General features: G+C 62.4%; 20 protein-coding genes. 3 read left to right on the top strand and 17 right to left on the bottom strand.

Features of this window, described 5'->3' with window-relative positions; translation table 11 throughout:
* Nucleotides 1-17: 17 nt before the first annotated feature.
* Nucleotides 18-980, bottom strand: coding sequence for a FecR family protein (locus PM2_RS00930; RefSeq protein ID WP_016713185.1), 963 nt, complete (start codon nucleotides 978-980; stop codon nucleotides 18-20).
* Nucleotides 981-1,000: 20 nt separating this feature from the next.
* Entirely contained in the window at nucleotides 1,001-1,498 is a 498-nt protein-coding gene (locus PM2_RS00925) for a sigma-70 family RNA polymerase sigma factor (RefSeq protein ID WP_016713186.1), read from the bottom strand.
* Nucleotides 1,499-1,992: 494 nt separating this feature from the next.
* On the opposite strand from PM2_RS00925, the gene PM2_RS00920 reads away from it, so the two are divergent.
* Complete coding sequence (locus tag PM2_RS00920) at nucleotides 1,993-3,156, top strand: type III PLP-dependent enzyme (RefSeq protein WP_016713187.1); 1,164 nt, start codon at nucleotides 1,993-1,995, stop codon at nucleotides 3,154-3,156.
* Between the two features lie 69 nt (nucleotides 3,157-3,225).
* On the opposite strand, the gene PM2_RS00915 is transcribed toward PM2_RS00920, so the two are convergent.
* On the bottom strand, nucleotides 3,226-3,993 hold the full coding sequence (locus PM2_RS00915) for a tetratricopeptide repeat protein (RefSeq protein WP_016713188.1): 768 nt from the start codon (nucleotides 3,991-3,993) through the stop codon (nucleotides 3,226-3,228).
* Nucleotides 3,994-3,996: 3 nt separating this feature from the next.
* Nucleotides 3,997-4,677 carry a Fe2+-dependent dioxygenase gene (locus PM2_RS00910; RefSeq protein ID WP_016713189.1) on the bottom strand — a complete coding sequence of 227 codons (681 nt, stop codon included), beginning with the start codon at nucleotides 4,675-4,677 and terminating at the stop codon, nucleotides 3,997-3,999.
* 222 nt (nucleotides 4,678-4,899) lie between these two features.
* Here PM2_RS00910 and PM2_RS00905 point away from each other — a divergent pair, with 222 nt between their 5' ends.
* Together PM2_RS00905 and PM2_RS00900 are read left to right on the top strand one after the other, a co-directional pair.
* The gene (locus PM2_RS00905) at nucleotides 4,900-7,191 is read left to right on the top strand and encodes a TonB-dependent receptor (RefSeq protein ID WP_028698932.1); all 2,292 of its coding nucleotides are present in this window, start codon (nucleotides 4,900-4,902) and stop codon (nucleotides 7,189-7,191) included.
* Between the two features lie 102 nt (nucleotides 7,192-7,293).
* Entirely contained in the window at nucleotides 7,294-9,849 is a 2,556-nt protein-coding gene (locus PM2_RS00900; RefSeq protein WP_016713192.1) for a PepSY domain-containing protein, read from the top strand.
* A 129-nt stretch (nucleotides 9,850-9,978) separates the two neighbouring features.
* Here the strand turns inward: PM2_RS00900 and PM2_RS00895 are convergent, their stop codons facing one another.
* From PM2_RS00895 to fdx, 13 genes are all read right to left on the bottom strand, one after another.
* Complete coding sequence (locus PM2_RS00895; RefSeq protein ID WP_019098669.1) at nucleotides 9,979-10,770, bottom strand: amidohydrolase; 792 nt, start codon at nucleotides 10,768-10,770, stop codon at nucleotides 9,979-9,981.
* Nucleotides 10,758-11,906, bottom strand: coding sequence for a pyridoxal phosphate-dependent aminotransferase (locus PM2_RS00890; RefSeq protein WP_016713194.1), 1,149 nt, complete (start codon nucleotides 11,904-11,906; stop codon nucleotides 10,758-10,760). The genes PM2_RS00895 and PM2_RS00890 overlap by 13 nt, the downstream gene beginning before the upstream one ends.
* A gap of 149 nt (nucleotides 11,907-12,055) precedes the next feature.
* Nucleotides 12,056-13,519: a ribosome biogenesis GTPase Der gene (gene der, locus PM2_RS00885; RefSeq protein WP_016713195.1), complete on the bottom strand. Its 1,464-nt coding sequence runs from the start codon at nucleotides 13,517-13,519 to the stop codon at nucleotides 12,056-12,058.
* Between the two features lie 116 nt (nucleotides 13,520-13,635).
* Complete coding sequence (gene bamB / locus PM2_RS00880; RefSeq protein ID WP_016713196.1) at nucleotides 13,636-14,778, bottom strand: outer membrane protein assembly factor BamB; 1,143 nt, start codon at nucleotides 14,776-14,778, stop codon at nucleotides 13,636-13,638.
* Nucleotides 14,779-15,420 (bottom strand): tetratricopeptide repeat protein, encoded by a 642-nt coding sequence (locus PM2_RS00875; RefSeq protein WP_016713197.1) that lies wholly within the window; start codon nucleotides 15,418-15,420, stop codon nucleotides 14,779-14,781. It abuts the gene before it with no gap.
* A gap of 38 nt (nucleotides 15,421-15,458) precedes the next feature.
* On the bottom strand, nucleotides 15,459-16,748 hold the full coding sequence (hisS, locus tag PM2_RS00870; protein ID WP_028698931.1) for a histidine--tRNA ligase: 1,290 nt from the start codon (nucleotides 16,746-16,748) through the stop codon (nucleotides 15,459-15,461).
* Nucleotides 16,749-16,773: 25 nt separating this feature from the next.
* Nucleotides 16,774-17,883: a flavodoxin-dependent (E)-4-hydroxy-3-methylbut-2-enyl-diphosphate synthase gene (ispG, locus tag PM2_RS00865; protein ID WP_016713199.1), complete on the bottom strand. Its 1,110-nt coding sequence runs from the start codon at nucleotides 17,881-17,883 to the stop codon at nucleotides 16,774-16,776.
* Nucleotides 17,884-17,886: 3 nt separating this feature from the next.
* Nucleotides 17,887-18,921: a RodZ domain-containing protein gene (locus PM2_RS00860; RefSeq protein WP_028698930.1), complete on the bottom strand. Its 1,035-nt coding sequence runs from the start codon at nucleotides 18,919-18,921 to the stop codon at nucleotides 17,887-17,889.
* Nucleotides 18,918-19,679: a type IV pilus biogenesis/stability protein PilW gene (pilW, locus tag PM2_RS00855; protein ID WP_016713201.1), complete on the bottom strand. Its 762-nt coding sequence runs from the start codon at nucleotides 19,677-19,679 to the stop codon at nucleotides 18,918-18,920. Before pilW ends, PM2_RS00860 begins: the two co-directional genes overlap by 4 nt.
* 14 nt (nucleotides 19,680-19,693) lie before the next feature.
* Nucleotides 19,694-20,839 carry a dual-specificity RNA methyltransferase RlmN gene (gene rlmN, locus PM2_RS00850; RefSeq protein ID WP_028698929.1) on the bottom strand — a complete coding sequence of 382 codons (1,146 nt, stop codon included), beginning with the start codon at nucleotides 20,837-20,839 and terminating at the stop codon, nucleotides 19,694-19,696.
* A 28-nt stretch (nucleotides 20,840-20,867) separates the two neighbouring features.
* Nucleotides 20,868-21,293 carry a nucleoside-diphosphate kinase gene (gene ndk / locus PM2_RS00845; protein WP_016713203.1) on the bottom strand — a complete coding sequence of 142 codons (426 nt, stop codon included), beginning with the start codon at nucleotides 21,291-21,293 and terminating at the stop codon, nucleotides 20,868-20,870.
* Between the two features lie 88 nt (nucleotides 21,294-21,381).
* Entirely contained in the window at nucleotides 21,382-21,582 is a 201-nt protein-coding gene (gene iscX / locus PM2_RS00840; protein ID WP_016713204.1) for a Fe-S cluster assembly protein IscX, read from the bottom strand.
* A gap of 10 nt (nucleotides 21,583-21,592) precedes the next feature.
* Nucleotides 21,593-21,934 (bottom strand): ISC system 2Fe-2S type ferredoxin, encoded by a 342-nt coding sequence (gene fdx / locus PM2_RS00835; protein ID WP_016713205.1) that lies wholly within the window; start codon nucleotides 21,932-21,934, stop codon nucleotides 21,593-21,595.
* Nucleotides 21,935-21,936: the final 2 nt, after the last annotated feature.

Genomic DNA, 21,936 nt, shown 5'->3' with positions numbered 1-21,936 from the left:
TGGAAAAAAACCTGAATCTATTTCGCAATTATTTCGCGGGAGCCGTCTTCATGGGCCTTGATGGCCACCGGCAGGATGCTCGGCAAGGCCCGCAGCAGCGCGTCGGTGTCGTCGGTGCTGAAAGTGCTGGAAAGGCGCATCTGGGCGACTTTGCCCGGGGCAACCCGCAACGGTTGGCTGCGGTAGCGCGAGGCTTCAGCCACTACCTCGGCCAAGGTCGCGTTATCGAACACCAGCTTGCCCTGGCGCCAGGCGGTCACAGCGGCAGCATTGACTGCGTAAGGTGCGGTGACCGCGCCTTGTGCGTCTATTTGCGAACCCTGCCCGGCCGTAAGCTGCGCAAGTGACGCTCCCTTGCCCTGCACACGCACCGAACCCTGCTCCACCGCTACCCGGGTGCTGGCTGGGTCCAGGCGAACGTCAAAGCGGGTACCGGTTACCGTCACACGGCCCTGGGCGGTGTCGACCACGAACGGCCTGGCGCTGTCGTGAGCGACGCTGAACATCACCTCCCCGGCGCTCAGGCGGATATGCCGCTGTCCGGCGCTGAAATCGACCTGCACCTGTGTGTTGCCATTAAGTTCCAGGTGCGTGCCATCCGGCAACTCAACCTGGCGGCGCTCGTTAAAGGCAGTCTGCAGGCTGTCCTGATGGTTCAGTTGCTGGTAGTGCCAGCCGGCCCAGCCCAGCCCCAACGCCAACACCGCAACACTGGCGGCCAAGGCCTGACGCACAAAGCGCCGACGAGGCAGCTGCTGCACCGGTTCCGGCTGGCACAGCGCTTCAAGGCGCTGGCGTGGAATGAAGCTGGCGGCCTGCCAAACGCGACTGAGGTGTTCGTACTCTTCCCGGTGGCGCTCGTCGCTCGCCAACCAGGCACGCAACTGTTTCTGCAGCCCGGCATCCCGAGGCGCATCCTGCTCGCGGGCGAACCATGCGGCCGCCTGCTCGCGGACGGTATCGGTACCGTGCTGTTTCATCGAAAAGGTCTCCTGACGCTTCATGCCGACACATCCACATGTTCACGCAAGTGCCGGAGCGTGCGGATCATATACTTTTCGACCATGTTCTTGCTCAACCCCATGCGCTCGGCGATTTCGGCTTGGGTAAGGCCTTCGAGCTTCTGCCAGATGAACACCTGCCGGCAGTTGAGCGGCAGCTCGGCCAGTGCCCGCTCGACGCTGTCGGCCAGCTCCAGGGCTTGCACGTAGGCCTCCGGGTCGCCACTGCCGCTACCGCCATCGTCGAAAGCTTCCAGTTCCAGGGCCTGGCGGCGGTCTTCGCGGCGCAAGCCATCCACGACAATGTTGCGAGCGGTCTGGTGCAAGTAGGCACGCGGCTGCTCAACCTGTTCGCGCGGGTTTTCCAGTACCCGGACAAAGGCATCGTGGGTGAGGTCCTCGGCCTGCTGACGACTGCGCAGTTTGCGCGTCCAGGTGCCGATCAGCTCATGGTAATGGTCGAGGAAGCCTTTGTGTCCGGACACGGTCGGGGTCATCAGGGAGGCAGACAAGGGTGCGAATAGTAATGTTTCTCATCAAAACCAGCAAATCCGCCAGTCGGTAACAAAAAATTTATGAGCCATTTCCTGTACGTGGGTACCAGGAAAATGTGGCCATAAATATGAACACCCCTGGCCCTTTCGCGGGTAAACCCGCTCCCACAGGAATGGCGAAAACCCTGTAGGAGCGGGTTTACCGGCGAAGGCCCCAATGCGGTCTATTCCACAATTTTTTACGCTTGAAACATCGTGGGGAACATCAGCCGGTCACATGGGTCGTCTATTCAAATGGCTGGTCGTCGATCCACGCCGATCACGCCCGGATTACCTGTTGATTCTGCATTCTTCACGCCCTAAAGTGCGCGCCGAACGTCCATGCTGGAAACGATCCATCCGGCTCAAGTACTGAGTAGGCGAACCAAAGTGGGGATACGGAGGACGTTCAGTTTGCAGCCACTTATTCTTTCAGTTTGCCCATGGAGTCCCTGAGCATGTCGATCCAGGTCGAAGACTATTTCGCGCGTGACACCTTCCAGAAAATGAAGGCGTTCGCCGACAAGCAGGAAACCCCGTTCGTACTCATCGATACCCAGATGATCAGCCAGGCCTATGACGACCTGCGCGCCGGTTTCGAATTCGCCAAGGTGTACTACGCGGTCAAGGCCAACCCGGCCGTCGAAATCATCGACCTGCTCAAAGAGAAAGGTTCGAGCTTCGACATCGCCTCGATCTACGAGCTGGACAAAGTGCTGGGCCGTGGCGTCAGCGCCGACCGTATCAGCTACGGCAACACCATCAAGAAGTCGAAGGACATCCGCTACTTCTACGAGAAGGGCGTGCGCCTGTACGCCACCGACTCCGAAGCCGACCTGCGCAACATCGCCAAGGCCGCACCGGGCTCGAAAGTGTACGTGCGTATCCTGACTGAAGGCTCGACCACGGCTGACTGGCCGCTGTCCCGCAAGTTCGGCTGCCAGACCGACATGGCCATGGACCTGCTGATCCTCGCCCGCGACCTGGGCCTGGTGCCTTACGGCATCTCCTTCCACGTGGGCTCGCAGCAGCGCGACATCAGCGTGTGGGATGCTGCCATTGCCAAGGTCAAGGTGATCTTCGAGCGCCTGAAGGAAGAAGACGGCATCGAGCTCAAGCTGATCAACATGGGTGGCGGCTTCCCGGCCAACTACATCACCCGTACCAACAGCCTGGAAACCTACGCTGAAGAAATCATCCGCTTCCTGAAGGAAGACTTCGGTGACGAGCTGCCGGAAATCATCCTGGAGCCAGGCCGTTCGCTGATTGCCAACGCCGGTATCCTGGTCAGCGAAGTGGTGCTGGTGGCGCGCAAGTCGCGTACCGCCGTCGAGCGCTGGATCTACACCGATGTGGGCAAGTTCTCCGGCCTGATCGAAACCATGGACGAAGCCATCAAGTTCCCGATCTGGACCGAGAAGAAAGGCGAAGCCGAAGAAGTGGTCATCGCCGGCCCGACCTGCGACAGCGCCGACATCATGTACGAAAACTACAAGTACGGCCTGCCGCTGAACCTGGCCATCGGTGACCGCCTGTACTGGCTGTCGACCGGCGCCTACACCACCAGCTACAGCGCGGTGGAATTCAACGGCTTCCCGCCGCTGAAGGCTTACTACCTGTAATGCAGAACGGGGCCGCAAGGCCTCGTTTTTATTTGCGTGCCCCCAAGGCCGCTCCTACACCTGACCGCGTCAACCGGTCGGATTGGAACGGTCTTCGCGCCGTTCGATCTCCTCGGCATACCGCCCCGCAAAGGCCATCAACACCGGCCCAGCGCCCTGCAAGGTCACCAACGCAGCGCGCAGGAAATTCATGTTCCCCTCAACCCGCGCCCGCTCCAACCACTGCCCGGCCTCCGCCATCTGCCCGCGCTCTACCAGTACCAGCGCCAGGCTGAACATCCCTCGAAAATCCCCAGCCTCAGCCGAACGCCGATACCAGCGCACCGCTCGCGCCGGGCTTGGCGCCGTTGCAATGCCCTGCTCCAGGTAACGCCCGTACAGGTTCATCGACTTGGCATGCCCCATCTGCGCAGCCTTCTCGTAGCACATCAGTGCCTGCGCCTGATTGGCCGGCACCCCGCGACCAGTGGCCAGCAGGTTGCCCAGATTGTAAAGGCCCCAATCCAAACCGGCATCAGCCGCGCGCGCATAGTGGATGGCCGCCTGCGTCAGGCTCGGCTCGCCGCCCCAACCATGCTCCAGGCAACGCCCGAGCATGTTGTGCGCCATGGCACTGCCGCCCTGTGCGGCGATGCCAAACCAACGCCGGGCCACGGTGGCATCCTCCTGGATTCCACGGCCATCCAGCAGGATCTGCCCCAACAGCAACTGCGCCTCGACCGCGCCCTGCCCCGCTGCCGCCAGAATCGCCTGAGCGGCCTTGCCGGGGCTTTCCTCCAGCATGGCCTGCAAACCGGCCACATCCACCACTTCCTCACGTCGCAACTGGTAGGACACGGCTCATACCTCAGCCCAGCGGCGCAGCAGGTTGTGGTACGTGCCGGTCAGTTGCAGCAGCGACGGATGGTCCGGCACATCGGCAGTCAATTGCTGGATAGCGTTATCCATCTCGAACAACAGCGTCCGCTGGCTGTCCTCACGCACCAGGCTCTGGGTCCAGAAAAATGCGGCGTAACGCTGGCCACGGGTTACCGGGTTTACCTTGTGCAGGCTGGTGCCGGGGTACAGCACCAGGTCACCGGCGGCCAACTTGACCTGCTGCACGCCGTAAGTGTCCTGAATCACCAACTCGCCACCGTCGTAGCTGTCCGGGTCGCTGAGGAACAGCGTGGAAGACAGGTCGGTACGCACCCGCTCCGGGCTGCCCTTGGGCTGGCGCAGGGCGTTGTCGATGTGGAAACCGAAGTTGCCGCCTTCGCGGTAGCAGTTGATCAGCGGCGGGAACACCTTGTGTGGCAAGGCCGCCGACATGAAGCGCGGAGTTTTCCACAGCCGGTCGATCAGCGCGCTGCCAATCTCCTTGGCCAGCGGGTGCCCTTCCGGCAACTGCAGGTTGTGCTTGGCCTTGGCCGACTGGTAGCCAGCCGTAGCCTTGCCATCAGCCCAGTCGGCCTGCTCCAGCGCCTGGCGAATACGGGCCAGCTCATCAGCGTCGAACAGGCCTGGGATGTGAAGCAGCATGGCAGCAGCACCGTTAGGAAGTGTAAAGGCGCCAATGATATTGATTCCCTTTTGCGCTGCACAAGCCCCATTCGCCGCTTAAGACGTTTCAGCTGGATGAAACCGTAAAGGCAAATTGTAAAGATTGTAAATTCCTCACGAATGGTAACGAATCTCAATTGTGAGTCACAATTGCTTACATTAAGATCCGCCGCCTCAACACCTTGGGGAAGGTCCTTAGCAATGCGCCAGTCCGTACCATCTGCTGTGAGTTCGCCACGCCTGATCGTGTCTGCCATCGGTGTCGCCCTTAGCGCCACGTCGGTCTACGCCGCCGACCCGGCCGCCACCAGCGCCATCACCCTCGACGCCACCAGCGTCAATGGCAAGGCTGAACAAGCCAGCACCGATTACAAGGTTGAAAAGGCCTCCTCGCAGAAGTACACCGCGCCGCTGTTAGACACCCCGCGCTCGGTTACCGTGATCCCGCAGCAAGTGATCAAGGACACCAATGCCTTGACCCTGCAGGACGCACTGCGCACTGTGCCGGGCATTACCTTCGGTGCTGGCGAAGGCGGCAACCCGCAAGGCGACCGCCCGTTCATTCGTGGCTTCGATGCCCAGGGTGATACCTACCTGGACGGCGTACGAGACACTGGCGCGCAAACCCGCGAAATTTTCGCCATCGAGTCGGTGGAAGTGGCCAAGGGCCCTAACTCGGCCATCGGTGGCCGTGGCGCTGCAGGCGGCACCATCAACCTGGTGAGCAAGCGCGCGCACCTTGGCAACTCGCTCGACGGCGCCTGGACTTGGGGCAGCGACCAGACCCAGCGCTACACCTTCGATGGCAACTACCAGTTCAGCGATACCGTTGCCGGCCGCCTGAACCTGATGACCCACGAAAGCAACGTCGCCGGCCGCGACAAGGTCAACTACGACCGCTGGGGTATCGCCCCGTCGCTGGCCTTCGGCCTGGGCACGCCAACCCGCGTCAACCTTGACTACTACCACCTGGAAAGCGACGACCTGCCGGATTCGAGCATCCCCTACACCATCCCGACCAACGGCAGCGCCGGGCGCACCTCGGCGCACCCGAGCAAACCGAATGACGGCGGCGACAGCGATAACTTCTACGGCCTGACCGGTCGCGACTTCCGCAAGACCCGCGTGGACATCGCCACCTTCGCCATCGAGCACGACCTGACCGACGCGCTGACCATCAAGAACACCCTGCGTCACGGCAACAGCATGCAGGACTACATCCTGACCCAGCCTGACGACAGCAAGGGCAACGTCAACAACGGCAGCGTGTGGCGTCGTGCCAACACCCGGGTGGGTAATACCGCCACCACCACCAACCAGACCGACCTGTTCGGCGAGTTCTATGTCGGTGGTTTGAAAAACAGCTTCTCCACCGGTATCGAGCTGAGCCGTGAAGAAAGCGAGCGCTCCAGCTACACCGTTGACACCGACACCGTCCCAGGCGGCAGCGCCAATACCAACTGCACCCCGGGCATGATCGGCTCCACCAGCGGGTACAACTGCACCTCGCTGAGCAACCCGAACCCGGATGATCCGTGGAACGGCACCATCTCGCGCAACTACGCTGGCACCACCACCAACAGCAAGACCCGCGCGATCTATGTATTCGACACCCTGGAGCTGACCCCCGAGTGGCTGGTCAACATGGGCCTGCGATACGACCACTTCGACACCGACTACAAAACCTACAACGCCGCTGGCACCACCACTGCCAAAGGCAACGACGTCAGCGAGTTCGTGACCGGCCAACTGGGTCTGGTGTGGAAGCCGGCCGAAAACGGCAGCATCTACGTGTCCTACGCCACCTCCGCTACGCCACCAGGCACCATGCTCGGCGAAGGTACCGAAGGCAACCCGCTGGGTGGCACACCTGACCGCAACGGGAATCTGCTTGCCAGCGATATGGAGCCGGAAGAAACCACCAACTACGAGATCGGCACCAAGTGGAACCTGCTTGACGAGCGCCTGTCTCTGGCTGCGGCGCTGTTCCGCACCGAGAAAGAAAACGCCCGGGTACAGGTCAACACCAACACCTACGAGAACGTCGGTGAAACCCGCGTGCAAGGTATTGAACTGTCTGCCAGCGGCAAGCTGACCGATAAATGGCAGGTGTTCGCCGGCTACACCTACATGCAGGCACGCCAGATCGACGGCGGCCCGCTGGGCAAGGCCAACGACGGCAACCAACTGCCGAACACGCCAAACAACAGCGCCAGCTTGTGGACCACTTACGCGATCACGCCGAAGCTGACCATCGGTGGCGGTGCGTTCTACGTGGATGACGTGTACGGCAGCGTAGCCAACACCACCATGGTCGACAGCTACGTTCGCTACGACGCCATGGCGGCCTACAAGCTGACCAAGAACGTCGACCTGCAGCTGAACGTGCAGAACCTGACCAACGAGGTGTACTACGACAAGGCCTTCTCCACCCACTTCGCCAACCAGGCGGCCGGGCGGACTGCACTGTTGACCACCAGCGTTCACTTCTAACGCAGCAGCCCAAAGCCCCGTTCATACCAGTGAGCGGGGCTTTTGCGTATCAAGGCATAATGCACGCCGCGCAGGTAGCGGCAGCAACACAAGGTGAGAGACGTGGTGAAGAAGACGCTGTTCCAATTGCACTGGTTCTTTGGCATCACCGCTGGCCTGGTGCTGGCCCTGATGGGCATCACGGGGGCCTTGTACTCGTTCCAGGAAGAACTGCTGCGCGCATTCAATGCCGATGTGCTCAAGGTAGAGGTGCGCGCCGAAGGCGTGCTGCCGCCAGCCGAGCTGGTCCAGCGAGTCGAGGCCCAGCAACACGACAAGGTGTCGATGCTGTGGGTCGACGTGCGTGAAGGCAACGCCGCACGGATCTTCTTCATGCCGCCACCAGGCGAACGCCGTGGCGAGCTGCGCTATGCCGACCCCTACACCGGCGAACTCAAGGGCAAAGTGGCCGGGCAAGGCTTCTTCAACCTCATGCTCAACCTGCACCGCTTCCTGGCCATGGGCGACACCGGCCGGCAGATTACCGGTGCCTGCACCCTGATGCTGGTGTTCTTCTGCCTCTCCGGCCTGTACCTGCGCTGGCCGCGCAAGGCACTGGACTGGCGCACCTGGCTGACCTTCGACTGGGCGAAGAAAGGCCGAGCCTTCAACTGGGACCTGCACGCCGTGGCCGGTACCTGGTGCCTGCTGTTCTATCTGCTGTTCGCCCTTACCGGGCTGTTCTGGTCCTATGAATGGTACCGCGAAGGCCTGAACAAGCTGCTGGCCGACAAGCCGGCCGCGGGCCAGCAACAAAAACGCGGCGAAGGCCGTGGCCGCCACGGGCCGCAGAAAGTCGACAAGAACGCCCCGCCGCTGGTGGTCGACTATGACGCGATCTGGGCCAACCTCAAAAACGCTGCCGGCCCAGGCCTGGCCATGTATAACCTGCGCCTGCCGCCGGCGGGTGGCCAGCCTGCCAACCTGTTTTACTTGCTGGACAACGCCGATCACCCGCGCGCGTTCAACACCTTGGTGCTGGACCCGGCCACCGGACAGGTGAAAAACCACGACCGCTACACCGATAAGTCCTTCAAGGCCCAGCTGCTGCAAAGCGTCTACGCCCTGCACGTTGGCGAATACTTCGGCCTGCCGGGCCGCATCATCGTCACCATCGCCAGCCTGACCATGCCGCTGTTCTTCGTCACCGGCTGGCTGCTATACCTCGACCGCCGCCGCAAGAAGCGCCAGGTGCGCGAGGCCCGTGGCAACGTTGCCAGCAACAATGGCAGCGGCGAAAGCTGGCTGATCAGTTTTGCCAGCCAAAGCGGCTTTGCCGAGCAACTGGCCTGGCAGAGCGCCGGGCAGCTGCAAGCAGCGGGCATGCCGGTACAGGTGCGCGCCCTGGCCGAACTGGGTGAAAACGACCTTCGACAAGCCCGCCGCGCGCTGTTCGTGGTCAGCACCTTCGGCGACGGCGAAGCCCCCGACAGCGCCCGCGCCTTCGAGCGCAAGGTGCTTGGCCAACCTTGGGCGCTGAACAACCTCAGCTACGCTGTACTCGCCCTCGGCGACCGCCAGTATCCGCACTTCTGCGGCTTCGCCCGCCGCTTGCAGGCATGGCTGGGTGAGCGCGGCGCCAGCAGCGCGTTCAGCCCGGTGGAAGTGGACAATGCCGACCAGGCAGCGCTGCAGCAGTGGCAGCAAGAACTGGCGCAACTGACCGGCGCCCAGCCGGTGGCCGCCTGGCAGCCGCCGAGCTTTGCCAACTGGTCACTGGTGCGCCGCGAACTGTTGAACCCAGGCAGCCAAGGGCAGCCGGTGTACCTGCTTGGCTTGCAACCGGAAGCGCCTGCCAGCTGGGAGGCTGGCGACCTGGTGGAGATCCTACCGCTCAATGGCCAGCCCCGTGTCGACGCCTTCCTCAATGGCCTGGCGCTGGACGCCAGCGCCAAGGTGCAGGTGAATGGCCTGAGCGAAACCCTGGCCCAGGCCCTCGCTGGCCGCCAGTTGCCGGCACGTCGTGATCACTTGATCGGCTTGCAGCCGCAGGCGTTGATCGATGCACTGGTGCCGATCGGCAGCCGCGAATACTCCATCGCCTCGATCGCCAGCGATGGCGTGCTGGAGCTGATCGTGCGCCAGGAACGCCACGCCGATGGCCACCTGGGCCTGGGCTCGGGCTGGCTGACCGAGTACCTGCCGCTGAACGGCACCTTGAGCCTGCGCCTGCGGCGTAACAGCGGTTTCCACCTGCCGGAAAGTGCCGCACCGATGATTCTGATCGGTAACGGCACCGGCCTGGCCGGCCTGCGTAGCCTGATTCGGGCGCGGGTGAATGCTGGCGAGCAGCGTAACTGGCTGCTGTTCGGCGAGCGTAACCGGGCGCATGACCTGCTGTGTGGCGATGAGCTGCAAGGCTGGCTGGACAGCGGCGACCTGGCACGGCTGGATCTCGCGTTTTCACGCGATCAGGCTGAGAAGGTGTATGTGCAGGATGTGTTGCTGCAGCAGGCCGAGGAGTTCAAACGCTGGGTGGCGGATGGCGCCTGTGTGTATGTCTGCGGCAGCCTGCAAGGGATGGCTGCGGGGGTAGATGCTGCGCTGAACGGCATGCTTGGGGACGCTGCTGTACAGCAACTGATCGAGGATGGCCGGTATCGGCGGGATGTGTATTGATCGAAAATTAATGTAACCAGCGCCGGCCTCTTCGCCGGCAAGCCCGCTCCCACAGGGTCCTCACAGATTTCGAATACTGTGCAGTACCTGTGGGAGCTGGCTTGCCGGCGATAGGGCCAGTTCAGGCCGTCAGTGAAGCTCGAAGGTATCGGCATCCAGGTTGGCCGGGAACTTGGCCCGGTAAGCCGCCAGCTCCGCCGCGCTCAACACTGCAGTGAACACCCCGTCCGCTTCCCCGGCACTGAGCAGGCTCTCACCCTGGAAGTCCAGCACCTGGCTATCGCCCGAATACGCAAAGCCTTTGCCATCCGTCCCCACCCGGTTAACCGCTGCCACATAGCACAGGTTCTCGATCCCCCGCGCCGGCAGCAGCCGGTTCCAGTGTTGGCGCCGCGCAGCCGGCCAGTTAGCGGTGTACAGCAGCAGGTCGGTGTCCTGGGCATCGCGGCTCCACACCGGGAAGCGCAGGTCGTAGCAGATCAGTGGGCGAATTCGCCAGCCCTTGAGCTCGAACTGGACCTGGCGCTCGCCCGGGGTGTAGTGCTTGTGCTCACCGGCCATGCGGAACAGGTGGCGCTTGTCGTAATGCAGAATTTCGCCATCCGGCCGCGCCCACAGCAGGCGGTTGCGGTGGCTGCCGTCAGCGGCCTGGATGATCACGCTACCGGTAATCACCGCGTTGCATTTCTTCGCCTGGGCCTTCAGCCACTTGTAGGTCGGGCCGTTCTCCGGCTCGCACAGGCTTTCCGATTGCATCGAGAAACCAGTGGTGAACATTTCCGGCAGGATTACCAGGTCCACCTCGCCCACCTGCTCCAGCAGCACCTCGAAGTGCGCATAGTTGGCCTCGCGGTCGTGCCAGGCCAGGGTGGTTTGCACCAGGGCGACTCTCAGGTTCGGCAGTGTGCTCAAATCGCGCATAGTCGTTCCGCTGCCTGACGCAGCGTCTCCTCTCGTTTGGCAAAGCACAGGCGGACCAGGCGTTGCTCGGGGATGGGTTGCTGGTAGAACACCGACACCGGAATGGTCGCCACACCGTGCTCGCGGGTGAGCCACAGCGACATGTCGACATCGTTCAGGTCCGGGCGGATCTGCGAATAGTCCACCAGCTGGAAATAGGTACCCGCCGTGCGGGTGAAGCTGAACCGCGAACCGTCCAGCAAACCGCAGAACAGGTCTCGCTTGGCCTGGTAGAAGGCCGGCAGTTCATCGATGTGCTCGGGGTGCTCGGCCATGAAGTCGGCCAGCGCACATTGCAAAGGCGTCACGCCGCAGAAGTTGACGTACTGGTGAACCTTGCGCAGCTCCGCGCTCAGCGCCGGGGACGCGATCACGTAGCCGGTCTTCCAGCCGGTCACGTGGTAGGTCTTGCCGAACGAGCTGACCACGAAGGCGCGTTGGTACAACTGCTCATGGGCCAGCACGCTGGCGTGGCGTACGCCGTCGTACACCAGGTGCTCGTAGACCTCGTCGCTGACCAGGTAGATATCACGGTCGGCAATGAGTGCCGCCAACTGGTCGAGGTCTTCGCGGGTAATCAACGCGCCACTGGGATTATGCGGCGAGTTGAGGATGACCATGCGCGTGCGCGGGCTCAAGGCATCGCTGAACTTCTGCCAGTCGATGCGGAAGTCGCCGTCGCTGAGTTGCACATGCACGCAGCGGCCACCGGCCAGCTCCACGGACGGCTCGTAACTGTCGTAGCAAGGGTCGAAGACGATGACCTCGTCACCCGCATGGACCACAGCCTGAATGGCACAGAAGATCGCCTCGGTGGCACCGGGGGTGATGGTCACTTCCTGGTCCGCATCCACCTTGGCGCCATACAGGCGCTCGACCTTGGCTGCCACCTGCTGGCGCAGGGCCGGCAGGCCGGTCATCGGCGAATACTGGTTGTGCCCGGCAGCCACATGCCGGCCCACTGCATCGAGCAGGGCCTGCGGGCCGTTGAAATCAGGGAAACCCTGGGACAGGTTGAGCGCACCGGTCTGCACGGCGAGCTGGGACATGGTGGTGAAGATGGTCGTGCCGACGTTCGGCAGTTTGCTGCGGATCATGGAGCCCTCTTTCCTGGGGTGTATCCGGCACGGGGTGGAGTCCGAGCATAGCGGATCGGGCGGTCAGGAAAAAGGTTGAAACATTAGGGGCATTGCTTTGGATCAAACGGCCTCTTCGCGAGCAAGCCCGCGAAGAGGCTGAGGCGGAATCAGCGCTTGTCGCGGCGCTTCTTCTCGGCCTTCTTGTGGTGCGACATCAGGCGGCGCTTCTTGTTGACCTGGCGGTCGGTGAGGGTGTTCTTCTTGCCCTCGTACGGGTTCTCACCGCCCTTGTACTCGATGCGGATCGGCGTACCGACCAGCTTCAGCACACGGCGGTAGGTGTTCTCCAGGTAACGCGAGTACGACTTCGGAATTTTCTCGGTCTGGTTACCGTGAATCACGATCAGCGGCGGGTTGGCCCCCCCCAGGTGGGCATAGCGCAGCTTGATGCGGCGACCGTTCACCAGCGGTGGCTGGTGCTCGCTCACGGCGTCTTCCAGGATCTGCGTCAGGCGGCTGGTAGGCCAACGGGTTACCGCCGACTTGAACGCGGCCTGCACCGACTTGTACAGGTTACCCACGCCAGTGCCATGCAAGGCGGAGATGAAGTGGATGTCGGCGAAGTCAACGAAGAACAGCCGGCGCTCCAGCTCGGTCTTCACGTAGTCGCGTTCGCCGGGCTGCATGCCATCCCACTTGTTCAGGGCGATGACGATGGCGCGGCCCGCTTCCAGGGCAAAGCCCAGCAGGTTCAGGTCGTGGTCCACCACACCTTCGCGGGCGTCCATGACGAAGATCACCACGTTGGCATCCTTGATCGCCTGCAGCGTCTTCACCACCGAGAACTTCTCGACTTCCTCGTGGATCTTGCCGCGTTTGCGCACACCGGCGGTGTCGATGAAGGTGTACTTCTCGCCATCGCGTTCGAACGGGATGTAGATACTGTCACGGGTGGTACCCGGCTGGTCATAGACCACCACGCGCTCTTCACCGAGCATGCGGTTGACCAGGGTGGATTTACCCACGTTCGGGCGGCCGATGATGGCGATCTTGATGCCATCTTTCTCGCTCGGGCCAGGGATGCGCACGGCCTCTTCGCCTTCGGCGACTTCGGCGTCCAGGGCTTCTTCGACCTGGTCGCGCGGCAGGTGGCCAAGCACGGCCTCCATCAGCGCGTTGATGCCACGGCCCTGGGAGCCCGCCACCGGAATGGCGTTGCCCATGCCCAGCGGCGAGAACTCGGCGCGAGCGACGTCGGCGTCGATGTTGTCGATCTTGTTGGCGACCAGAATCGCCTCTTTGTTGCGCTTGCGCAGGTGCTCGGCAATCATCTGGTCGGCGGCGGTCATGCCGGCGCGGGCATCGACCAGGAACAGCACGTAGTCGGCTTCTTCGATGGCCATGAGCGACTGCTCGGCCATTTTCTCGTCCATGCCCACTTCGTCACCGGTAATACCACCGGTGTCGATCAGGATGAAGGAACGACCCTGCCAGCTGGCATCGCCATACTGGCGGTCACGGGTCAGGCCCGACAAGTCACCGACGATGGCATCGCGGGTTTTGGTCAGGCGGTTGAACATGGTGGATTTGCCGACGTTCGGGCGGCCCACCAGGGCAATTACGGGAACCATCGGCTCTCCACTCTCGAATTCTTGAAAATGCAAAGGCCGCTGCAAGGCAGCGGCCGGAGTACGGGCGGCGTGTCCTACGCCGCAGCTTGAAGCCCGCCAAGGCTTCAAGCATAGCTTCAGCGGATGGTCAGTGCCTCGAGCTTGCCGCTGTTGCCGAAGACGTAGATGGTGTCGCCGACCACAAGTGGGCGGGCGCGCAGGCCATCGCTGTCGATACGCTCACGGCCGACGAAGCGGCCATCGACCTGGCTCAGCAGGTGCAGGTAACCTTCAAAGTCGCCTACCGCTACGTAGCTGGAAAACACTTCCGGCGCCGACAGCTGACGGCGCGCCATGGTGTCGTTGGTCCACAGGGCGCTGGAAGTGCGCTCGTCGACGCTTTCCACGGTACCCGACGCTTCGCTGACGTAGACATTGCCGAAACCTTGGGCAACGCCCACGTAGCTGGACGCATCACGCTGCCACAGCACACGGCCGCTTTCCAGGTCCAGGCCCGCTACACGGCCCTGGTAGGTGCTGACGTAGAGGGTTTCACCGGACAGCAGCAAGCCGCCATCGATGTCGACCACACGGTCCAGCTCGGAACGGCCTTGTGGAATGGCCACACGGCTTTCCCACACTGGCACGCCGTTATTGATGTCCACCGCCACCACCTTGCCAGTGGACAGGCCGGCAATGGCCAGGCGGTTGGTGGCAATCGGGGCACCGGTGCCACGCAGGGTCAGTACGGCCGGGGTGTTTTCGTAGATCCAGCGGCGGTCGCCAGTAGCGGCATCCAGGCCAATCAGGCGGTCGTCCTGGGTTTGCACCACCACCACATCACCGTTGTTGGCAGGCGGGGCCAGCACTTCGCTGGTCACGCGGGAGCGCCAACGCTCTTCACCGGTGCTGGAATCCAGGGCAATCACTTCACCCTTGAGGGTGCCGAGCATGACCAGGCCATAGCCCACGCCAACTGCGCCGGAAACCTGCAGCTCCAGGTCCTTCTTCCACACGACATCGCCAGTGATGCGGTCCAGGGCGAACACTTCGCCGTTGACGTCGGAGGCGTAGATACGGTCGTTCTCGATGGCCGGCACCAGGGTGTTGTAGGTTTCACCCTGGCCGTCACCGATCGAACGGCTCCACTGCTTCTTCAGCACCACTTCCTCGGTGAACTTGGTCAGCTCGGCCGGAGGCAGTTCCTTCTTGCTGTTGCTGCTGCAACCTGCGGCCAGCACGGCCAGGGTCAGCACTGCTGCATGTTTCCAACCGATCACTTACGCGTCCCCTTTAGCCAGGTCATCCAGCTTCAATTGCAGGCCACCGACTGCCGCGTCATCGGACAGCGCAGCCTTGGCTTTTTCGTAAGCGCTGTGTGCGTCGGCGGCACGGCCCAGTTGCACCAGCAGGTCACCTTTCAACTCTTCACGGCTGGCCAGGAAGGCTTTGTCGGCATCACCGTCAAGCAGCTTGAGCGCGTCTTCGGCCTTGTTCTGGGCGGCAAGCACGCGAGCCAGACGCTGGCGCGAAATCTCGCCCAAGGTCACGTCGGCCGGCTTGTCCAGCACGCTTTTCAGCTCGGCAGCGGCGTCGTCGAGCTTGCCGCTCTCGACTGCCACCTTGGCCACGAACAGGCTGCCGTACTGGGCGTAAGCAGTACCGCCGAACTCGCTCTTGAGCTTGCCGGCCAGTTCCGCGACCTTGGTGGCGTCTGGCTGGCCAGTCGGCGTCAGGCTGGTCTCAAGTAACGCCTGATACAGCTGCGAGGCACCTTGCGACTGGTTGTTCTGGTACTTGTGCCAGGTATTCCAGCCCAATACCACCACGCCGGCCAGCAATGCGCCGGTCAACAGCGGCTTGCCGTTGCGATTCCACCAGTCCTTGACCCCTGCCAGATCATCATCATCGGTACTCGACACCCCAATACTCCTTTTCGCCTATTCGTTGTTGAACCGCGTTACGCCTGCGCGATCGCGGTTTCCAGGTGCTCTGCCAGAGCATCCCAGGCAATGTTCTGTTGTTCGCCCTGGCCACGCAGGGGCTTCAAGCCGATTTCTTGCTTGGCCAGCTCGTCGTCGCCCAGGATCAGGGCGAACAGCGCGCCACTCTTGTCGGCTTTCTTGAACTGGCTCTTGAAGCTGCCACCACCGGCGTTTACCGCCAGGCGCAGGCCCGGCAGGCGGTCACGCAGGCCTTCGGACAAGCGCAGGCCTGCCAGTTCGGCCTGCTCACCAAAGGCGCACAGGTAAACGTCGATCTGGCGGCTGATGGACTCCGGTACCTTGCCGAGGGTTTCCAGCAGCAGGATCAGGCGCTCGATACCCATGGCGAAACCAACGCCGGTGGTTGGCTTGCCGCCCATCTGCTCGACCAGGCCATCGTAGCGGCCGCCGGCACACACGGTGCCCTGGGCGCCCAACTTGTCGGTGACCCACTCGAACACGGTCTTGCTGTAGTAGTCCAGGCCACGTACCAGCTTGGTGTTGATCACGAACGGAATGCCGGCTGCGTCCAGGCGGACCTTCAGGCCTTCGAAGTGCACGCGGGACGCTTCGTCCAGGTAGTCTTCCAGCTTCGGCGCACCCACCAGTACCGCCTGGGTGTTCTGGTCCTTGCTGTCGAGAATGCGCAGCGGGTTGCTCTTCAGGCGGCGCTGACTGTCTTCGTCTAGCTGCTCCAGGCGTGCCGAGAGGAACTCGACCAGCGCGTCACGGTAGCGTGCACGGGCCTCACTGGTACCCAGGCTGTTGAGCTCCAGCTTGACCGCGTCCTGGATGCCCAGCAGGCCCCACAGGCGCCAGGTCAGCATGATCAGCTCGGCATCGATGTCCGGGCCATCCAGGTTGAACACTTCCACGCCAATCTGGTGGAACTGGCGGTAGCGGCCTTTCTGCGGGCGCTCGTGGCGGAACATCTGGCCGATGTACCACAGTTTCTGCAACTGGCCATTGCCGGTGATGCCGTGCTCCAGCACGGCACGCACGCAGGCGGCGGTACCTTCAGGGCGCAAGGTGAGCGAATCGCCGTTGCGGTCCTCGAAGGTGTACATCTCTTTTTCGACGATATCGGTCACTTCACCGATCGAGCGCTTGAACAGCTCGGTGAACTCGACGATCGGCGTACGGATCTGGCTGTACCCGTAGGTGTCCAGCAGCCCGGCCACGGTGCCTTCAAAGTAGCGCCACAGTGGCGACTGTTCTGGCAGGATGTCGTTCATGCCACGGATGGCTTGCAGCGATTTGCTCACGAATAGTCCTTACGAATTCTGTGTGTCAGCCACGGGCGATCAGCGCCGCATCGGCTTCGGCCTTTTCGGCCGCTTTCTGGCGGATGAGTTTTTCCAGCTCATCGACCAGGTTGTCATTGGTCAGCTTCTGCGCAGGCTTGCCATCGATGTAGATCAGGTTCGGCGTACCGCCGGTCAACCCTACATGGGCTTCCTTGGCTTCGCCCGGGCCGTTGACCACGCAACCGATCACTGCGACGTCCAGCGGCACCAGCAGGTCTTCAAGGCGCCCTTCCAGCTCGTTCATGGTCTTGACCACATCGAAGTTCTGCCGCGAGCAGCTCGGGCAGGCGATGAAGTTGATGCCACGCGAGCGCAGGTGCAGCGACTTGAGGATGTCGTAGCCGACTTTCACTTCTTCGACCGGGTCGGCCGCCAGCGAGATACGGATGGTATCGCCAATGCCTTCGGCCAGCAGCATACCGAGGCCGACGGCGGATTTCACCGTCCCCGAACGCAGGCCACCGGCTTCGGTGATGCCCAGGTGCAGCGGCTGCACGATCTGCTTGGCCAGCAGGCGGTAGGCTTCGACGGCCATGAACACGTCGGAGGCCTTGACGCTGACCTTGAAGTCCTGGAAGTCCAGGCGGTCGAGGTGCTCGACGTGGCGCAGGGCCGACTCGACCAATGCGGCCGGGGTCGGCTCGCCGTACTTTTTCTGCAGGTCTTTTTCCAGGGAGCCGGCGTTGACGCCGATACGGATCGGGATACCACGGTCGCGGGCGGCATCGACCACGGCGCGTACACGGTCTTCACGGCCGATGTTGCCGGGGTTGATGCGCAGGCAATCCACGCCCAGCTCGGCCACACGCAGGGCAATTTTGTAATCGAAGTGGATGTCGGCGACCAGCGGCACACTGACCAGCTGTTTGATCTTGCCGAACGCCTCGGCGGCGTCCATGTCCGGCACTGAAACGCGCACGATGTCCACGCCGGCATCGACCAGGCGCTGGATTTGCGCCACGGTGGCGGCCACATCGTTGGTGTCGGTGTTGGTCATGCTCTGCACCGCGATGGGCGCATCACCACCCACCGGCACATTGCCGACCCAGATTTTGCGGGATTCGCGACGTTTGATCGGAGATTCGCCGTGCATGACTTACTGTCCCAACTTCAGGCGAGCGGTCTCGCCACTGGTGAACGGGGCAACATCGACGGCCTGGCCGTTGTAGCTGACCTGGGCGCCACGGGCAAAGCCCAGACGCACCGCGAACGGCGGCTTGCCGGTCAGTTCGAGGTTGTCCCCCTTGCGCTTGATGGCGCTGAACAGCACCTTGCCGTTGCCATCGGACACCTGGGTCCAGCAATCGGCGGTGAACTGGATGGCGACCTTGGCGCTGCCTGCCGGTACTGCGGCTGGCTCGGTGGCAGCCAAGGTCGGCGCCGGTGCGGCAGGTGCAACAGCGGCCGGTGCCGGGGTAGCCGGTGCTACCGGGGTAGCCACTGCAGCAGGTGCAGGCTGCGCGGACGCTGGCTGGGCCGGTGTCGGCGCAGGCACTGCAGCAAGGGTTGGCGCCGGGCTTGCCGGTGCCTGTTCAGCAGCGGCGGCTGGCTGTTCGGCTGCGCCCTGCTCCAGCGCCAGCGGTGCGCTTTCAGCTTGCTGGCCAGCGGAAACAGCCTGGTCTTCAGGCTCATCGAGCGGGTGAATCTGGGTGGTGCCATCGGCGCTTTCGACTTCGACGTGCTCCAAAGCAATCTTGGCCAGGTCTTTGCCACGCAGGCTGCCCTGGTCCTGCCACCAGACGAAGCCGCCACCGACCACCGCCACCAGCAACAGCAGGCTGACGCCGCGCAGAATGTTGTGCGACAGGCGCACCGGCTCTTCGATACGGCCCAGCGAATGTACCTCGCTGCCTTTGGCGTGGGTGCCGGTGTAGCGGTCGAAGGCCTCTACCAGGGCGGCCTGGTCGAGGTCCATGAGCTTGGCATAGGCGCGAATGTAGCCACGGGCAAACGTATGCCCTGGCAGCTTGTCGAAGGCGCCGGTTTCCACGTGGTTCAACGAACTGACAGTGAGGTTGAGCTTGCGGGCCACCTCGGCTTGAGACCAGTCCCGTTTCTCACGGGCCAGGCGCAAAAGCTCACCGGGGTTCTGGCCAGGCGCTACTGCTACTTCGGGATGCGCGGCGTTCATCGTTGCTCCGACAGGTATTGCTGATATTCCGGCGTACCGGGATAAAGTCGTTGTAATTGCTGGCCCATCTCGGCCAGTGTGCCCTGCTCGTCGAACACCCGGGCAAGGCGACTGCCCAGCAGCAGGCTACGGGCATCGTGGTCGCTCAACTGGCTGAAACGATCGTAGTAGTCCCGGGCCGGCACATAATGCCTGTTTTCGTAGGACAACTCAGCCATTTCCAGCAACGCTTTCGGTTGCCGCTGGTTGAGTTGCAACGCTTTCAGCAGGTAAGCATGCGCCTGGTCGCGGCGATCGCGCTTCAGGGCAGTCAGGCCCAGGTTCTCGTACACGCGTGAGCGCTCAGGATACAGGGTATCGGCGCTGGCCAGGCGAAACATCTGCTCGGCCTCGGCAAATCGCCCCTGAGCATAAAGGAAACTGCCGTAATTGTTGCGCATTCGCGTGTCGCCGGCGCGGGCTTGCAAGGCCTTGCGAAAGTGGGCTTCGGCGAGTGCCGGCTCACCTTCGGCCTGGAATACCAGCGCCAAGGCCGCGTGCGCGTCGGCATCGGTGCTGTCGAGGGCCAGGGCCTTGCCCAGTGGCGCCTTGGCCTGCGCGGTCAAACCCTGTTGCAAATACCCCAGGCCCAGTTGCACATAAGCCCGCCCCGCCTCTGCCCTGCCCTGGCGGCTGGCCAGGGGGTCGCTCGCGCCGCCCGACACACAGCCGGCCAGCAGCAAGAGCGCAAGGATCGACAGCGCGGCGCGCAGGCTCATGGGCAAGGTCCCGGTCAGTGGTTGGCGGCGCTGTCTTGCAGCTCGACGTCCGCGGAGAGCTGGCGCACAGCGATGTAGCGCTCGCTACGGCGGGTGCGGTCGTTGACCTGGCCGACCAGCTGACCACAGGCAGCATCGATATCGTCACCACGGGTGGTGCGGGTGGTGACGTTGAAGCCACCGTGGTGCAGCAGGTCCTGGAAGCGACGAATGGCGTTGTTGCTTGGCCGCTCGTAGCCCGAATGCGGGAACGGGTTGAACGGGATCAGGTTGATCTTGCACGGTACATCGCGCAGCAATTCGATCATTTGCGCGGCATGCTCAGGCTGGTCGTTGACGTCCTTGAGCAGGGTGTACTCGATGGTCAGCACGCGCTTGCCACCCAGGGTGGACATGTAGCCCATGCAAGACTCCAGCAGCACTTTCAGCGGGTACTTCTTGTTGATCGGTACCAGCTTGTTGCGCAGTTCGTCGTTCGGTGCGTGCAGCGACAGGGCCAGCGACACGTCAATGTGCTTGGCCAGCTCGTCGATCATCGGCACCACGCCCGAGGTGGACAGGGTAACGCGACGCTTGGAAATGCCATAGCCCAGGTCATCCATCATGATTTTCATGGCGGCGATGACGTTGTCGAAGTTCAGCAAGGGCTCGCCCATGCCCATCATCACCACGTTGGTAATCGCGCGGTCGACTTTGGCAGGGACGGTCCCGAAGGATTTGTTGGCAAGCCACACCTGGCCGATCACTTCGGCGGCAGTGAGGTTGCTGTTGAAGCCTTGCTTGCCAGTGGAGCAGAAACTGCAGTCCAGGGCACAGCCGGCTTGCGACGATACGCACAAGGTGCCGCGGTCGTCGGTAGGAATGTAGACGGTCTCGACGCAGCTGCCGGAGGCAACGCGGATCACCCACTTGCGGGTACCGTCGGCGGAAATGTCTTCACTGACCACTTCCGGAGGCCGAATCTCGGCAACGGCCTCGAGCTTTTCGCGCAAGACCTTGCCTACGTTGGTCATAGCCGCAAAGTCGGACACGCCAAAATGGTGAATCCATTTCATCACCTGGCCGGCACGGAAGCGTTTTTCCCCGATCGAGTCGAAGAATTGTTCCATTTCCGGCTGGGTCAGACCCAACAGGTTGATTTTGCCAGTAGATGTCGTCATGGATTCACCCTCACCCGTAAGCTTTCGCTTAGCGAGTGGTTACCTCGGTAGCAGCGAAGAAGTAAGCGATTTCGCGAGCAGCAGCAGCTTCGGAGTCCGAACCGTGAACGGCGTTGGCGTCGATCGACTCGGCGAAGTCGGCACGGATGGTGCCTGGAGCAGCTTCTTTAGGGTTGGTAGCGCCCATCAGCTCACGGTTCAGAGCGATGGCGTTTTCGCCTTCCAGAACCTGAACAACAACCGGGCCGGAAGTCATGAAGGCAACCAGGTCACCGAAGAAGCCGCGCTCGCTGTGCTCAGCGTAGAAGCCTTCGGCTTCGGCTTTGGACAGTTGCTTGATTTTCGAGGCAACGATTTTCAGGCCGGCTTCTTCGAAGCGAGTGGTGATCTTGCCGATGACGTTTTTGGCAACGGCGTCAGGCTTGATGATCGAGAAAGTACGTTGAACAGCCATGGAAAACTCCAGAATATGAGTGACACGAAAAATTAAACCCGCGAATTATACGCGGGTTCCGGGGGATTGCCTAACCTGCAAGTGACGCTTAGTCGGCTTCGTCGATCCAGGCAGCCTGGATGGCCTCGAGCACTTTCTCACCGCCGCGTGACGGATCGTCGCTGAACTCTGGCAATGCCAGCACCCAGCGGTGCAGGTCTACGAAATTCACATAACGAGGATCGACCTCAGGCTTGCTTTCTGCAAGCTGAATGGCGATCTCAAGTACATCAATCCATTTCAGGCTCATGGTGCAAACCTCAGTGCGGCGCTTCAGCGGCGTGGTTGAGCGAGTACTTGGGGATCTCGATGGTCAGGTCTTCGTCAGCGACGACCACCTGACACCCCAGGCGCGACTGCGCTTCCAGGCCCCAGGCCTTGTCCAGCATGTCTTCTTCCAGCTCGTCGGCTTCTTCCAGCGAGTCGAAACCCTTGCGCACGATGCAGTGGCAAGTGGTACAGGCCTTGACGCCGCCGCAGGCACTTTCCATCTCGATGTGATGGTCGTGGGCCAGTTCCAGGATATTGGTCCCGGTCGGCGCCTCCACGGTCAGCCCCTCGGGGCAGAACTTCTCATGCGGCAGGAATGTCACCAGCGGCATCG

The sequence above is a fragment of the Pseudomonas monteilii NBRC 103158 = DSM 14164 genome (assembly GCF_000730605.1).
In the GTDB taxonomy this organism is placed as follows: Bacteria; Pseudomonadota; Gammaproteobacteria; order Pseudomonadales; family Pseudomonadaceae; genus Aquipseudomonas; species Aquipseudomonas monteilii.
Note: the sequence above shows the minus strand (reverse complement) of the source record. Positions and strands in the feature narration are given on the sequence as shown.

What these genes read in the sequence shown, in the direction of transcription:
- PM2_RS00895 (WP_019098669.1), bottom strand. Translation starts at nt 10,770, where the DNA reads ATGCGCGATTTGAGCACACTGCCGAACCTGAGAGTCGCCCTGGTGCAA.
- iscX (WP_016713204.1), bottom strand. Translation starts at nt 21,582, where the DNA reads ATGAGCCTGAAATGGATTGATGTACTTGAGATCGCCATTCAGCTTGCA.
- fdx (WP_016713205.1), bottom strand. Translation starts at nt 21,934, where the DNA reads ATGCCGCTGGTGACATTCCTGCCGCATGAGAAGTTCTGCCCCGAGGGG.
- PM2_RS00925 (WP_016713186.1), bottom strand. Translation starts at nt 1,498, where the DNA reads ATGACCCCGACCGTGTCCGGACACAAAGGCTTCCTCGACCATTACCAT.
- PM2_RS00905 (WP_028698932.1), top strand. Translation starts at nt 4,900, where the DNA reads ATGCGCCAGTCCGTACCATCTGCTGTGAGTTCGCCACGCCTGATCGTG.
- ndk (WP_016713203.1), bottom strand. Translation starts at nt 21,293, where the DNA reads ATGGCTGTTCAACGTACTTTCTCGATCATCAAGCCTGACGCCGTTGCC.
- der (WP_016713195.1), bottom strand. Translation starts at nt 13,519, where the DNA reads ATGGTTCCCGTAATTGCCCTGGTGGGCCGCCCGAACGTCGGCAAATCC.
- PM2_RS00860 (WP_028698930.1), bottom strand. Translation starts at nt 18,921, where the DNA reads ATGAACGCCGCGCATCCCGAAGTAGCAGTAGCGCCTGGCCAGAACCCC.
- PM2_RS00910 (WP_016713189.1), bottom strand. Translation starts at nt 4,677, where the DNA reads ATGCTGCTTCACATCCCAGGCCTGTTCGACGCTGATGAGCTGGCCCGT.
- ispG (WP_016713199.1), bottom strand. Translation starts at nt 17,883, where the DNA reads ATGCACGGCGAATCTCCGATCAAACGTCGCGAATCCCGCAAAATCTGG.
- PM2_RS00890 (WP_016713194.1), bottom strand. Translation starts at nt 11,906, where the DNA reads ATGATCCGCAGCAAACTGCCGAACGTCGGCACGACCATCTTCACCACC.
- pilW (WP_016713201.1), bottom strand. Translation starts at nt 19,679, where the DNA reads ATGAGCCTGCGCGCCGCGCTGTCGATCCTTGCGCTCTTGCTGCTGGCC.
- PM2_RS00920 (WP_016713187.1), top strand. Translation starts at nt 1,993, where the DNA reads ATGTCGATCCAGGTCGAAGACTATTTCGCGCGTGACACCTTCCAGAAA.
- rlmN (WP_028698929.1), bottom strand. Translation starts at nt 20,839, where the DNA reads ATGACGACATCTACTGGCAAAATCAACCTGTTGGGTCTGACCCAGCCG.
- PM2_RS00930 (WP_016713185.1), bottom strand. Translation starts at nt 980, where the DNA reads ATGAAACAGCACGGTACCGATACCGTCCGCGAGCAGGCGGCCGCATGG.